Consider the following 14,119-nt stretch of genomic DNA (forward strand, 5'->3'; position numbering starts at 1 on the left):
GCAGTGAAACGATGCATCGCCGATGGTAGTGTGGGGTTTCCCCATGTGAGAGTAGGTCATCGTCAAGATTAAATTCCGAAACCCCATTTGCGAAAGCAGATGGGGTTTTGTTTTGGGCGATCGAAAAGTGGCAAGCTGGCTGCGGCGCGGCGCCCAGTGGGTTCAAGCTAATTGTCTTGAGCCGCGTGTGTCAGCACAATTACTCATCCCACGAGCCCCGCGCGCCTAACCTATCGGGCATCGGTCGCAAACATGGCCACCTATGGCTTGAAGCCTTTCGAGAGCCAAAGTCCGTGTTCACCTGACAAAACACATGCCGTTGGGGAAATCGATGCAAAGTGTTTCTGCATTTTTGGTATGGTGCAGCACATTTTCACAAGGATTGATCTTTATCCGCAGGATGCGGCGTCGACCCTCTTCAACGAGATGCTGTAGAAATGCCTGAAGCGATACCGATCAAAGATCACGAAAAAGAAAACCGTTTGGTCAACAAGCGTCTGTTCGCCTGCGCGCTGCTGGTGATTGGTATCACCTGTGCTCTGGTGGGCCGCCTGTATTTTCTGCAAGTGGTGCAATACGACTACCACTCCACGATTTCAGAAAACAACCGGGTCCACGTACTGCCAATCACGCCGACCCGCGGTTTGATCTATGACCGCAACGGCGTCGTGCTGGCTGATAACCGCCCCAGCTACAACCTGACGATCACCCGTGAGCGTACTACCGACCTCAAGGGCGAGTTGGATGCCATTATCAATCTGCTGCACCTACCCGCCGAAGATCGTGCAGTGTTCGACAAGGCGCTGAAACAAGCGCGCCATCCGTTTGTGCCCGTCACGCTATTTTATGAACTGACTGAAGAACAGATTGCCGTTTTGGCCGTCAACGAATTTCGTCTGCCAGGCGTGGACGTTGAGCCGCAGTTCGTGCGGCACTATCCGTTGGGCCCGCATTTCGCTCATTCGATCGGCTACGTCGGTCGCATCAACGAAAAAGAATCCAAGTCCCTCGATTCTGTGGAATACCGCGGTACCCAGTCCATCGGCAAGACCGGCATCGAGCGGTTCTATGAGTCTGAGCTGCATGGCCATGTCGGCTATGAGGAGGTCGAGACTAACGCCCAGGGCCGCGTATTACGCGTTCTCAAGCACACCGACCCGATCCCCGGCAAAAACATCGTGCTGAGTCTCGACGTCAAACTCCAGGAGGCCGCCGAAGAGGCCCTGGGCGACCGTCGTGGCTCGGTGGTGGCACTTGATCCACGTACGGGTGAGGTGCTCGCCATGGTCAGCAAGCCGAGCTTCGACCCGAACCTGTTCGTCACCGGTATCAGCTTCAAGGAATACGCCGCGCTGCACGATTCCATCGACCGTCCGCTGTTCAACCGCGTGTTGCGCGGTCTTTACGCGCCCGGCTCGACCATCAAGCCGGAAGTGGCCATCGCCGGTCTCGACAGTGGTGTCGTCACCGCTCAAACCCGAGTGTTCGACCCTGGTTACTATCAGTTGCCCGACTTTGACCACAAATACCGAAACTGGAATCACAGTGGCGACGGCTGGGTGGATATGGACGCAGCAATCATGCGTTCCAACGACACCTATTTTTACGACCTGGCCCACAAACTCGGGATTGATCGGTTGCATGACTACCTGGCGGAATTCGGTCTTGGTCAGAAAGTCTCCCTGGATATGTTCGAGGAGTCTGCTGGCCTGATGCCGTCTCAAGCCTGGAAGCGCGCCACACGTCGCCAACCCTGGTTCCCGGGGGAAACCGTGATCCTGGGTATCGGCCAGGGTTATATGCAAGTCACGCCACTGCAATTGGCCCAAGCCACCGCGTTGATCGCCAACAAAGGTGTGTGGAACCGGCCGCATCTGGCCAAGACCATCAACGGTGTGCCGCCAGTGGATGAACATCCGATGCCCAACGTAGTCCTCAAGGACCCGCGTGATTGGGAACAGGTCAACCACGGCATGCAGCTTGTGATGCACGACCCGCGAGGTATCGCACGGGCCGCGGCGCAAGGTGCGCAATACCGCATCGCCGGCAAGAGTGGTACGGCGCAGGTGGTCGCGATCAAACAAGGCGAACGTTACGACCGTAACAAAACCCTGGAGCGCCATCGCGACAACGCCTTGTTCGTCGGGTTTGCCCCGGCGGAACATCCGGAGATCGTCATTTCGGTCATGATCGAGAACGGTGAGGCCGGTGGCCGAGTCGCCGGCCCCGTGGTACGTCAGATCATGGACGCCTGGCTACTCGATCAAGAGGGGCACTTGAAACCCCAATATGCCGCGCCGGCCAAAGCCCCGGGCGACCCGCACGTCTAAGCCGGGCCAGGACAGGACAGGATCAGGCTGGTCGCGCCACGCACTCCAAACCCTCATGAGCCAGCCACGGCACATCGTGGCTCGTCCAGATATGCGAAGTGGGCCTGACGCCTGGGTCATCATCCAGCGTCGCCACTCGCACGATCACATGGGGCTGATGCCCGCGTTCCGCCATCAGATGTGATCCGCAACGCGAGCAGAAATGTCTCAGCTTGCCCGGCGACGATTCAAACGTCGACAGCAGCTCCTGACCCTGTATCCAGCGAAAGTGCTCACGCATCACCCCGGCAGTGGCGACGAACGCAGCTGCATGGGTTTTGCGGCAACTGTCACAGTGGCAATGGCTGATAGGCATGTCGAGGCTGTCCACCTGATAGCGCACAGCTTTGCAGAAGCAACTTCCGTTCAACGGGTCAGTCATAAAGTACAGCGGCCGTGTCGAGGGTAGGGGCACTATCATCGCGCATAACTCAAGGTTGCGCATTGATCGATGTCGCCTACTGTCAATGGAGGAGGTGACTTATGCTTGTATTAGATCGCATCGAACGGAAAGTCCTGCTCAACGCTTCACGCAAACAGATCTGGGAGGCCCTGACCGACGCCGAAAAGTTTGGCAGTTGGTTCGGCATCGCCCTCAAAGGCAAGAGCTTCGCCGCGGGTGAAACCATCGAAGCCCCGATTACTTACCCTGGTTACGAACATGTGATGTGGAAGGCCAGGATCGAACGCATCCTGCCGCAAACCCTGTTTTCCTTCTGGTGGCATCCTTACGCGGTCGAGCAGGACATCGACTACGACAAGGAGTCCCCGACACTGGTGGAGTTCACCCTAGAGGACCGTGCGCCGGGCATTCTGCTGCGGGTTGTCGAGTCCGGGTTTGATGCTATCCCTGCCGCCCGCCGCCAAAAAGCCTTCAAGATGAACTCCCGTGGCTGGGACGAGCAAATGAACAACATAGAGACTTATCTGGGCCAAGCCCATCGGGCGTGAACCGCACGGGTTGCGGCGGGCTGCCGCCGGCGATGCCTGAATCGCACGTAAACGTGCCGTGTAGAGACGAATGCCGAGTAGAATCACGCTCTGAAAGCGATTCCTGAGGTGCGGTACGTTGGATTTACAGCAGGGTTTTGTCCTGACCCGGCATTGGCGCGACACTCCGGCAGGCACGGAGGTCAGTTTCTGGCTGGCCACGGACCATGGCCCGCGGTGTATTCGGTTGCCCGTGCAGACCTCGGTGATGTTCATTCCTCAGGTCCATCGCAAGCCGCTGGATTGGCTGCTCAAGGGCGAGCGTGATATCGAATTGCGCCCGTTGCAGTTGTGCGACTTTCATCATCGTCCGGTGCTGGGCCTCTACACTCGCCAGCATCGCCAATTGATGGACTTGGAAAAGCGCCTGCGTGCCGCCGGTGTCGATGTCTACGAAGGCGATGTACGCCCACCGGAGCGCTACATGATGGAGCGCTTCATCACCGCGCCCGTGTGGTTCGGTGGCACACCTGAGGCAACGGGCGTGTTGGGCGATGCGCAGATGAAACCCGCGCCCGACTACCGCCCGCCGCTCAAGCTGGTGTCCCTCGACATCGAGACCACCGCCCAGGGCGATCTCTATTCCATTGCTCTGGAAGGCTGCGGCGAGCGTCAGGTGTACATGCTCGGCCCACCCAACAAAACCGCTGCGGTAGATTTCAAGCTCGACTACTGCGAGACCCGCGCCCAACTGCTCGAACGCCTCAACCTGTGGCTTGCCACCCATGACCCCGATGCGATCATCGGCTGGAACCTGGTGCAGTTCGACCTGCGCGTGCTGCATGAGCACGCCCAGCGTCTCAATGTACCGTTGTTGCTGGGGCGCGGCGGTGAAACCATGACGTGGCGCGAACACGGCAGCCGCAATCACTACTTTGCGGCGGCAGCGGGGCGGTTGATCATCGACGGCATCGAGGCACTGCGTTCGGCCACTTGGAGTTTCGAGTCCTTCAGCCTGGAAAACGTCGCGCAAACCCTGCTCGGCGAAGGCAAGGACATCTCCACACCCTATCAGCGCATGGACGAAATCAACCGCATGTTTGCCGAGGACAAGCCCGCCTTGGCACGCTATAACCTCAAGGACTGCGAATTGGTCACGCGGATTTTCGCCAAGACCGACTTGCTCAAGTTCCTGCTGGAGCGGGCCAGCGTCACTGGGTTGCCGGCCGACCGTAGCGGCGGCTCCGTCGCCGCCTTCACCCATTTGTACATGCCGCTGATGCACCGCCAGGGCTTTGTCGCGCCGAACCTGGGCGACAAACCACCCCAGGCCAGCCCCGGCGGGTTTGTCATGGACTCGCGTCCCGGCCTGTACGAGTCGGTATTGGTGCTGGATTACAAAAGCCTCTATCCGTCGATCATCCGCAGCTTCCTGATCGATCCGGTAGGCTTGATCGAAGGCCTCAAGCACCCCGAAGACAGTGCGTCAGTGGAAGGCTTTCGCGGTGCGCGGTTCTCTCGCACCCGCCATTGCCTGCCGTCCATCGTCGCTCGTGTTTCCGAAGGCCGTGAAGTGGCCAAGCGTGAACACAACGCTCCGTTGTCCCAGGCCCTGAAAATCATCATGAACGCCTTCTACGGAGTGCTCGGTTCCAGCGGCTGCCGGTTCTTCGATACGCGGCTGGCTTCGTCGATCACGATGCGTGGGCACCAGATCATGCGCCAGACGCGCAAGCTGGTCGAAGCCCAGGGTTACGAGGTGATTTACGGTGACACGGATTCCACTTTTGTCTGGCTGGGCAAGGCGCATTCCCAGGCCGATGCCGGCCGCATCGGCCAGGCGCTGGTCCAGCACGTCAACGACTGGTGGCGCGAGCATTTACACCGCGAATTCGGCCTGCAAAGTGCCCTGGAACTGCAATACGAAACGCACTTCAGCCGTTTCCTCATGCCGACCATTCGCGGCGCTGAGGAGGGCAGCAAAAAGCGCTACGCGGGCTTGGTCGTGCGCGAGGACGGCAGTGAGGAAATGGTCTACAAGGGCCTGGAAACCGTGCGCAGCGACTGGTCGCCCCTGGCGCGGCAGTTCCAGCAGGAACTCTACCGGCGCATCTTCCATCGCCAGCCCCATCAGGACTACGTGCGCGACTACGTGCGGCGCACCTTGAGCGGTGAGTTCGATGAACTGCTGATCTACCGCAAGCGCCTGCGTCGTCAATTGGATGACTACGAACGCAACGTGCCACCGCATGTACGCGCTGCACGCCTGGCCGATGACTACAACGACCGCATGGGCCGCCCGCGGCAGTACCAACGCGGTGGCTGGATCAGCTATGTGATCACGCTCAACGGCCCGGAACCGCTGGAGGTGCGGCAGGCGGCGATCGACTACGACCATTACGTCACACGGCAATTGCAGCCGGTGGCCGATGCGATCCTGCCGTTCGTCAACGACGATTTCGGCACCCTGGTCGGCGGGCAAATGGGCCTGTTCTAAAACACTTGCCGAAGCGCCGCGCAAGCCTGCACTCTTGCCCTCTGACGACCACTCGCAGACGGCGCAGCTCTCCATGACCCAGATCACCTTGACCGGCACTATCGTCGAACTCCAACCCTTGCAGCTCGAACACACAGCGGCCTTGCTCCAGGCCGCCGCCGACGGTGAGTTATGGAACCTCAAGGTTACCAACGTCCCCGGCCCGGACACCATCGAGGCGTACATGGCGACCGCCTTGGCCGGGCGTCATGCCGGTACGGTCATGCCCTTCACCATCGTGCGCAAGAGCACTGGCGAGGTCGTGGGCAGTACGCGCTTCTGGAAGATCGATCGGGTCAACCGCAAGCTGGAGATCGGCCACACCTGGCTGGCGCAATCCACTCAGAAATCGGCAATCAATACCGAGGCCAAGCTGTTGTTGCTCAGCTACGCCTTCGATGTGCTCGACTGCGTGCGCGTGCAATTTACCACCGACGAACTCAACCAAAACTCTCGCGCAGCCATCCTGCGTCTGGGCGCCGTGCAGGAAGGCATCGTGCGTCACGAACGCATCATGCCGGACGGGCGCAAGCGCAACTCGGTGCGCTTCAGCATCATCGATTCGGAGTGGCCGCAGGTGAAGGCGAACTTGCAGGCCAGACTAGTGCGATAAACCAGAGAGAACGCCCATGTATACGCTCTACGGTACCGACGATTCCGGCTCATGCATGATCGAAATTGCCCTGCAACGTTGCGCGGTGCCGTGGCACCGGGTAGAGGCCAGCTCCTGGCAGGAGGGCGAGGGCACAGAAGCCCTGGCCCGTATCAACCCACTCAAGCAGATTCCCACGCTGGTCACCCCCGATGGGCAGGTGCTGACCGAAAGCGCTGCCATCCTGATCTACCTGGGCCTGGCGTTTCCCGCGTCGGATCTATTGGCCGGCAACCGCGCGCAGATCCTGCGCGGCCTGCTCTACATAACCGCCAATTGCTACTCGGCGATCGGCATCATCGATTATCCGCAGCGCTGGCTGGGTAATGCGGATGAGGCGCTGCAGGCGCAACTGGTCAGTGGTACGCGACGCTATCTGCATCAAGCCTGGGTGGTGTTCGCCGATCAATTTGCCGAACAGTTGTTCGCCCCCGGCAATGTGCCGAACGCCCTGGGCATTATGGCGGCCGCGGTGTCGCACTGGGATGAGGCGCGTGAGGTATTGACCGCCTTGGCGCCAAGCTTCGCCCAGAGCCTGGCGCAAGTGGATGCCGACCCCATCGTGGCACCAGTGTTCGCCCGGCATTGGCCTCTGTGGGAAGTCTCATAATGTTTCCGCAATCAGAAGAAACAATGGCGCCTGACCCCATCCAAGCCCTTGCGTCGTGGGCGTCCTGTCCTACTCTTTCGTAAAGCGGTGTAGGAATCATCCTTGAATTTGACTGTCGCACACATGAAACTCAAGAACCCTGCATGGAACTCAAAGGAGGTGCGCATGCTCATCCGGTCGCTGACCCTGGCTACCTTGATGGCTTTAACGGGGCCGCTGTTGGCCGCTGAGGATATCAACCCGCTCAAGCAAGACATGGGCAAGTCCCGTCCGCTGGTGGTTGTGGAGCTTGATTCCGGAAACTCCACCTTGGCGACTCTCCAGAAACAACTGAGCGAGCCCGCCACCAAACAATCCTTCGAAGAACGCAATATGGTGTTCTACACCGTGAAGTTCGGCAGCATCGGCGCCGAAGGGGAAAAGTTTGCCAAGGAAGCCAAGGACAACAAGAAGCTCACGCCGCCGGAAACCAATGCGTTGATCCGGGCCCTCAAGCTGGGTGCCGGCAGCGGCACCAAGGTGATCCTGATCGGCAAGGACGGCGAGAAAAAAATCGAGAAGACCGTGCCACCGGATACCCTCGACTTGAAGGAATTCTTCAGCGCCATCGACCAGATGCCCCAGGCCGAAAAAGACCTTGCGGCACCGGCTGAACCGGAACCTGCCGCAGCGCCTCCAGCCAAGGGCGCCAAATCGGCCAAGCCCGGCAGTAAGCCCGCCGCGTCACAACTTGATGACTGAACATGCATGACAAGTGTGGGAGCGAGCAAACCCGCTCCCACATCGTATGAGTGGTATTTTCAACTTTTCGGGGCTTTGCGCACCGGAAACGGAAAGTAGAAGAACCGCAAGACCGCCACACGCTTGATCACTTCCCCAATCATCAGCGGTACCACCACCGCGATCACCAGGCCCAGACAGGCCGACATGAACGGATGCAGGCCCAGGCGCTCCATGAGGTCCACGGCCTTGTGCTGGATTTCCCCGTGAAAGATCAACACGATCAGCGTTGACTGGCCGATATACGTCATCATCCGGGTCAATAGAGGCGATACCATCAGCACCCGTGCCAGCGCCCAGCACATATACACGCCGATCACCGCCAGCAGACTGGTCCACAACCAGTGATCATAGCGCCGTTGCGCCAGGTCCATGGTGTCGCGGCTGTAAACAAACACGGCGGCGAACAGGGCGATGGAAATCACCAGGGTCAGCAGCGAGCCCTCATGCCTGCGCAGCCAGTCGCGCAGCAGGTAACCGTAGATAAAATAGGTGCTGCTGATCAGGGTGACTTCGAGGCTGAAGGGCAGGCCAGGCATCGTCCAGGTTTGCCCGCCTATGGTCACCGGTACTTGCCAGAACCACGGCAGTACCCAGATGCCGAGCAACAGTTGCGCGACCATCAGCAGGCAACTCGCTAGCAACGGCAACTTCAGATGCTGGATCAGGCGCAGCATTAACCAACTGAACAGAATCGCCACCCAGAAGTGCGGTAAAAACCACAACGCCTGCCACGGGATCGTGTCCACCGAGGCGTACAGCACACCGCCCACATCCGGCAACAGGGGCTGCCCGCGCAGTAAATCGCGTACGAGCACATACGTCAGCATGGTGAAGAAAAACGGCTTGAGCAGGCCATCGGCCTTGCGCACCGCCATCTCCACAAACGGCTGTTCGGGCTTGAAAAACACGCCGGACAGGAAGAAGAACAATGGCAACACAAACGAGGCGAGTATCGGATAGAGCAGGTCCAGGGAGTTGGCGACAAACCAACTATGGCCATACACGATCACCAGGATGCCGATGCCTTTGGCGATATCCATTTGAATCCAGCGTTGTTTCACGTAACGACTCCTGATCGATCATTCATGCCTTGCGCCACGGCTTCAGCCACAGCCCCATGCCCAGCAACACCACGGTGCCTGCCAGGGTACTCAGCCCCAGTTGCAGCCACACGCCTTCAATTGAAAACAGCCCCAGCGCGGCCGCGCCCATGACCAACGCACTCAGCAGCCACTGCCACGCCCAGGGCAGGGCGGCGAGCAATGCCTGGCGCTGCATCAGCAACAGTGCCGTGCACATCACCCCGGCCAATGCGGCCAGCGGAATGCCCGCCAGGCCAAACACAAAGGGCAAGGCCGCGAGCAACAGCACATTGACCAGGCTACCGAGCAACTCGCACCGCAGCGGCTGTCGCGTGTCGCCGGCGGCGTAGGCATAGCGCGCGAGCAGGGCGTTCCAGGCGCCGAACACCAGCGGTACGGCGAACCAGGCCAGCAGCAATGGCAACGGTGAATCCGCCGACTGCTTGGGCAGCAGCAGGGCGACCAGGCTGGGCGCCGCCGCGACCAGGCCGACGCCGGCCGGCAAGGTCAACACGCTGGCGGTCTCCAGGCCGCGCTTGAGCAAAGCCAGGCGCTCATCGCCCTGGCGGCGGCTCATCATGCCCAGCAGCACCTGGTTGAGGCTCATCAGTGCAATCAGCGGCAGGTTCATCAACTTGCGCGCCAGGTTGACCCACGTTACCGCGCCTTCCCCCAGCAGCGAGGCCACCAGCCGCTCGATCAGCGCCAAACCTTGGCTGGCACCGTTGCTCAGCAGCAGTGGCCCGATGCGTTGCCCCAGCTCCTGCAACGGCGTGATGCTCAACTGCCAGCGCCATGGCCGCCAGCCTTGGCGCCAGATCGACGGCAGCAAGGCCAGTGGCATCAACAGGCTACCGGCCAGGCAGGCCAAGGCCAGTGCGCGAGGTTCAGTCGCGGTGCCTGCCAGCGCGAGGTAAGTCACCGGCGGCAGGTTGAACAACAGCGAGCCCAAGCCCGCCAGCACAAAGCGCTCGCTTGCCTGCAACGGAATACTGAATAGCGCATGCAGCATCAAGCCCGGCACGCACCAAGCCACGACCTGCAAATTACTCGCCGCCAGGGCTGTCGCGCTGGCCGCCAGCCCCGGACCGAGTAGCTGCACCAGCCAGGGGGCCAACAGCGTCAACAACAGGCTGGTCATCAGCGCAATCAGCAGCAACGCGGGAAACAACACCGCCAGCCAATCCAGGCGTTCGCTGTCCTTGCGTTGCAGGTACAGCGGCAACGCAGCGGCGCTCAACACACCACCGGCCAACGACATGCGCAACGCCTCAGGCAAGAACAGCGCGATCAGGAAGGCGTCACTGCGCTCCCCGGCGCCCCAGGCCGCCACCAGCAGCCACTCGCGCGCGAACCCCAGGCACAGGCCCAGCAGGGTCGCCAGGGTCAGCCAGACGGCGGAACCGAGCATGCTTAAGGCCGCACGCCGTCAAGCAACGGTTTGCGATACGCCACGGTCTTGTCCTGCGGCAGGCGTGCCGGAAACAGGCGGCGTGCTTCCAGCACGTTGATGCCCACCATCAGCCAGAACAGCGCCACCATCACCACGGCAAAACTGAAGTAGTGGTCAAACAGACCGCTGACCAACGCTGACAGAATCCCCGCCGTGCTACCCAGCCACAGCGCGTTGTCCTTGGTCAGGCGGATCGGGCCGGCTTCCGGGCGTGCTTCACGCCACCAGCGCACGGTGACCGCTACAAACAGCAGCATGCCGACGATGCCCGTCTTGTAGATGAAGTTCAGCCACAGGTTGGAAATCCCCAGCAGGTGCGTGCCCGGCACGGGCGGATCGACCTTGAAACCAATACCGAACGGATAGGCCGCCACTGCTTGGGGGAACATGCGGTATTCATCGACACGGACCTCGGTACTGGCGTTGCTCGACGAGAAGATCGTCGCCAGGCGGTCCTGCAATGGCGGGTAGGCCATCACCAGCGCCACGGTCAGTACCGCGCCGACCATCAGCAGGCGTCCGGTGTATGGCACGCGGCGCGTGGCCATCCAGATCAACACCAACGCCAGACTGACCATTGCCCCACGGCTACTGGCCAGCAGCAACGCCGCCGCCCCCAGGCATGCCACGCCCAGGCCCAGCGCACGCTTCCAGCCGCGCTCGGTCATGCCGAAGCAAAATGCCAGCGGCAACAGCAGGGCCATGATCCCGCCGATGGCATTGGGGTGCATCCACGGCGAACCCATGCGTGACGACATCGCCTCCAGGCCGAATTTCAACATGTCAAAGTTGCCGTAATTGAGCAGCGCCAGGATCGGCGCAATCCCGGCCCCTGAGCGTGTGCGGATGAACACTGCGATGGACATCACCAGCATTGCCAGGGTGCCCAGCAGCAAGGCCATCACCAAGGCTTCGCGGCGTTTTTGATCCACCAGCAACTTGGCGGTGAGGAACACGCCCGAGAGGTTCAGCAACCAGCGCAACCAGTTGGCCACGCCGCTGCTCTCGGCCTGGATGCTGACCTGGCCGACGATGAACGGGAACACGCTGAACAGCATCAGCCACAGCAGCATCTGGTCCGTCGGCCGGCGTGACAGGATCGGCGTGTCCGGCAGGCGGGCCAGGAAGCTGTGCCACATCACGGCGCCCCAGGTCAGCGCCAGGATCGCTTCGCTCACCGTGCTGCGGATCCCCAGGTTGATGGTCGAATAAGGCATGAACGTCGCCACCAGCGCGAAGAGCAGCAAGCCCCAGAACGGAAATCGCAGGATGGTCACGGCCGCCGCGAGGCCGACCACGGCCAGGAATGCCTTGGCGGGTGAAAGTGCCAGGGCCAGCCCGCCGAACAGCAGGCCGAACAGAATCGCAACGAGGCTTGCCAGGGTTATTCTCACGTGAGTTCCTCGATCAGTTCGGCCACGCGCCGGCGATAGGCATGGTGGTTGAAACGCTGCGCCCAATGGCGATGTTGTTCGGATGAGTCTTCATCGGGCTGTTGGCTCAGGTTCACCATCAAGGCGGTCAGCGCTGCGCTGTCGGTGGGCGAAAAGCGCGCCGCCGACGGTGGCGTGATTTCATCCAGCGACGTACCGCTGGCCACGGCCACCGGGGTGCCGACACTGAGCGCTTCGATGACCGGTAAACCAAAACCTTCGGCATAGGACGGTTGCCACAGGCGCAATGCCTGCCGGTACAACCCATGTAACTGGGCATCCGACACGCCGCTCAGTGCACGAATGCCCGGCAGCGTACGCTGGGCCTCGGGCAGGTGGTCAAGGCTGCCCACCAGCACCAACTCCGGCACATTGGGCGATTGTTGGCGGGCTTTCTGCCAGGCCTCCACCAGGAACGGTACGTTCTTGCGCAGCTCGCGAGTCCCGACCAGCAGCCAGTAGCGCTGCGGCAGTTGATAGGCGCTGAGGTCTGCCGGCGGTTCGCCAAACCCGTCGACTTGATTGGGCAGCACACGAATCTTGCCCGCCGCCTTGGGGAACAGGCGTACGGTTTCATCCGCGCTGTACTGTGAGGGCGTCCACACGCGGTCGGCGCTGTGCACCGCGTAGGCAATCGACACGCGATCACTGGTTTTGTAGATCAAGGCCTTCAGACGGTTGGCGTGGTAGTTGTTCAAGGTAATCTGGAACAGGTCATGCAACAGCACCACGGTACGCATGCCCTTGGGCTTGGGGGGCAATGGCAGGCCCATATTGAAGGTGCTGATGTACACATCGATGTGTTGCTCACGCAAGGCACGCGGCAGGAACCCGGCTTCGAAACGCAGGCGGTTCTGCGGCTGATGCATCGCGGTTTTCGCGCAGCCCCAGGCCGGGCAGTGGGCCCGCAAGCGGGTTTCATCGCCCAGCGGGGCCACCGTGAAACGCTCCAGCTCGATACCCGGCAGGCTGCACAGCGCATTTTCCAGCGCATACACCTGACGGCTGATGCCCGATTGCGGCGAGGTGCCGACGGTGCGGTAATCCAGACCTACACGCATGTGGGCTCCTTTTGATTGAGCGGCGAGAGCGTCGCGTACACCTGCTCCAGCTGGCCGGCGGCGACACTCCAGTCATGGGCCCGGCGTGCATAGGCGCGGCCCGCCTCGCCCATGGGCAGTGCCGCTGCGGGATATTGCAGCAGGCGCACCACTGAATCCGCCAGGCCGCTGGCAGTCTGCCCGCCCAGATAATCCACCCCTTCGACCAGGTCCAGGCCCGATACCCCTTGTTCGGTGCTGGCCAACGGCAACCCCGCAGCCAGGGCTTCGAGTACTTTGAGCTTGGAACCGCCACCATGACGCAACGGGGCCAGGAATACCGAGCAACTCGATTGCAGCGCCAACAGGTTCGGCACAAAACCTTGCCACTCGATACGCGGGTCCTGCCAGCGTTCGCGCCAGCTGCCGGGCATGCCGAAGCCGCACACGCTCATGCGCGCATCCGGGCATTGCTCCCAGACCTTGGGCAGGATTTCATCCAACGCCCATTCGATCGCGTCCACATTGGGAGCGTATTCATAATTGCCGAGGAACAGCACACGGCGCGCCGCGGGATCAGGACGGGCACCGGCGAAATGCGCGCAATCCACGCCGTTGACCACTACGGGCACGGGCTTGCCGGCGATGTTCTCCAGCACCTGCGCGTCGCCGGCGGTGACCGCGACCACCTGGGCGGCCTGGCGCATGACGCGGCGCTCCCAGCGGCTGTATCGCCATTGGTCGTAGTGAATGAAGGGCAGCGCCCAGCGCGGCAGGCGGTCGTACGTCGCTGCGCCCAGCGCCGATTCCACGTTGTGCTCGGTCAGCACAAAGGGTTGGGATTTGCGCGCCAGGGCATCTTCATAGGGTTGGAAGGTGTAGGAGTGCTCGATCTGCACCACGTCCCAATGCTCATTGAGCAACGGGTCGAAGGTATCCTGCAGTGCACCTGACAAGCCATTGACACTGGCCAGCAGCGGGTAGGGCGCAAACAGCCCGGCCACCAGGGTTTTCACGCTGCGCAGTGGGCGGCGCGGCAGGATGATCAACTGTTCCAGGAAGGCTTCCAGCACCTGGCGATCGGTCAGCGACACGGGGTGCTTGTCATGCAGCAACAACGTGATCCTGTGCCCACGCGCGGCCAGGCTGCGCAGCAAGTGGAACTGGCGCGTCTTGCCGCCGCTGGTGGCGGGCCAGGGCGAGTAGGGCAGTATCCATAGAATGCGCATGG

Annotated in this window: 12 protein-coding genes; 6 read left to right on the forward strand and 6 right to left on the reverse strand. The window is 61.3% G+C overall.

All coding sequences use genetic code 11. From position 1 onward, the window contains the following. The first annotated feature begins 437 nt into the window (after positions 1–437). Positions 438–2,330: a penicillin-binding protein 2 gene (gene mrdA / locus JBE38_RS27045; protein WP_205345551.1), complete on the forward strand. Its 1,893-nt coding sequence runs from the start codon at positions 438–440 to the stop codon at positions 2,328–2,330. Between the two features lie 22 nt (positions 2,331–2,352). On the opposite strand, the gene JBE38_RS27050 is transcribed toward mrdA, so the two are convergent. Next, entirely contained in the window at positions 2,353–2,751 is a 399-nt protein-coding gene (locus JBE38_RS27050) for a GFA family protein (protein WP_090372473.1), read from the reverse strand. 101 nt (positions 2,752–2,852) lie between these two features. On the opposite strand from JBE38_RS27050, the gene JBE38_RS27055 reads away from it, so the two are divergent. The 5 genes from JBE38_RS27055 to JBE38_RS27075 all read left to right on the forward strand — a co-directional run bounded on the left by JBE38_RS27055 (position 2,853) and on the right by JBE38_RS27075 (position 7,838). Then, positions 2,853–3,320, forward strand: a complete 468-nt coding sequence (locus JBE38_RS27055; RefSeq protein ID WP_090372204.1) for an SRPBCC family protein — start codon at positions 2,853–2,855, stop codon at positions 3,318–3,320. Positions 3,321–3,438: 118 nt separating this feature from the next. After that, positions 3,439–5,796: a DNA polymerase II gene (locus JBE38_RS27060; RefSeq protein WP_205345552.1), complete on the forward strand. Its 2,358-nt coding sequence runs from the start codon at positions 3,439–3,441 to the stop codon at positions 5,794–5,796. Positions 5,797–5,869: 73 nt separating this feature from the next. Beyond that, complete coding sequence (locus JBE38_RS27065) at positions 5,870–6,448, forward strand: GNAT family N-acetyltransferase (RefSeq protein WP_205345553.1); 579 nt, start codon at positions 5,870–5,872, stop codon at positions 6,446–6,448. 16 nt (positions 6,449–6,464) lie between these two features. After that, positions 6,465–7,097, forward strand: coding sequence for a glutathione S-transferase family protein (locus JBE38_RS27070; RefSeq protein WP_198763182.1), 633 nt, complete (start codon positions 6,465–6,467; stop codon positions 7,095–7,097). Positions 7,098–7,262: 165 nt separating this feature from the next. After that, positions 7,263–7,838 (forward strand): DUF4174 domain-containing protein, encoded by a 576-nt coding sequence (locus tag JBE38_RS27075; RefSeq protein WP_090372196.1) that lies wholly within the window; start codon positions 7,263–7,265, stop codon positions 7,836–7,838. 59 nt (positions 7,839–7,897) lie between these two features. Here the strand turns inward: JBE38_RS27075 and JBE38_RS27080 are convergent, their stop codons facing one another. The 5 genes from JBE38_RS27080 to JBE38_RS27100 are packed head-to-tail and all read right to left on the reverse strand — an operon-like array spanning position 7,898 to position 14,117. Next, entirely contained in the window at positions 7,898–8,941 is a 1,044-nt protein-coding gene (locus JBE38_RS27080; RefSeq protein ID WP_446731258.1) for an acyltransferase family protein, read from the reverse strand. Between the two features lie 22 nt (positions 8,942–8,963). Next, positions 8,964–10,373, reverse strand: coding sequence for a murein biosynthesis integral membrane protein MurJ (gene murJ, locus JBE38_RS27085; protein WP_205345554.1), 1,410 nt, complete (start codon positions 10,371–10,373; stop codon positions 8,964–8,966). A 2-nt stretch (positions 10,374–10,375) separates the two neighbouring features. Next, positions 10,376–11,803 (reverse strand): O-antigen ligase family protein, encoded by a 1,428-nt coding sequence (locus JBE38_RS27090; protein WP_205345589.1) that lies wholly within the window; start codon positions 11,801–11,803, stop codon positions 10,376–10,378. 2 nt (positions 11,804–11,805) lie between these two features. Next, positions 11,806–12,909, reverse strand: a complete 1,104-nt coding sequence (locus JBE38_RS27095; protein WP_205345555.1) for a glycosyltransferase family 4 protein — start codon at positions 12,907–12,909, stop codon at positions 11,806–11,808. After that, complete coding sequence (locus tag JBE38_RS27100; protein WP_205345556.1) at positions 12,900–14,117, reverse strand: glycosyltransferase family 4 protein; 1,218 nt, start codon at positions 14,115–14,117, stop codon at positions 12,900–12,902. The genes JBE38_RS27095 and JBE38_RS27100 overlap by 10 nt, the downstream gene beginning before the upstream one ends. Positions 14,118–14,119 lie beyond the last annotated feature (2 nt).

Source organism: Pseudomonas sp. ICBG1301 (genome assembly GCF_016918385.1).
Lineage (GTDB): Bacteria > Pseudomonadota > Gammaproteobacteria > Pseudomonadales > Pseudomonadaceae > Aquipseudomonas > Aquipseudomonas palleroniana.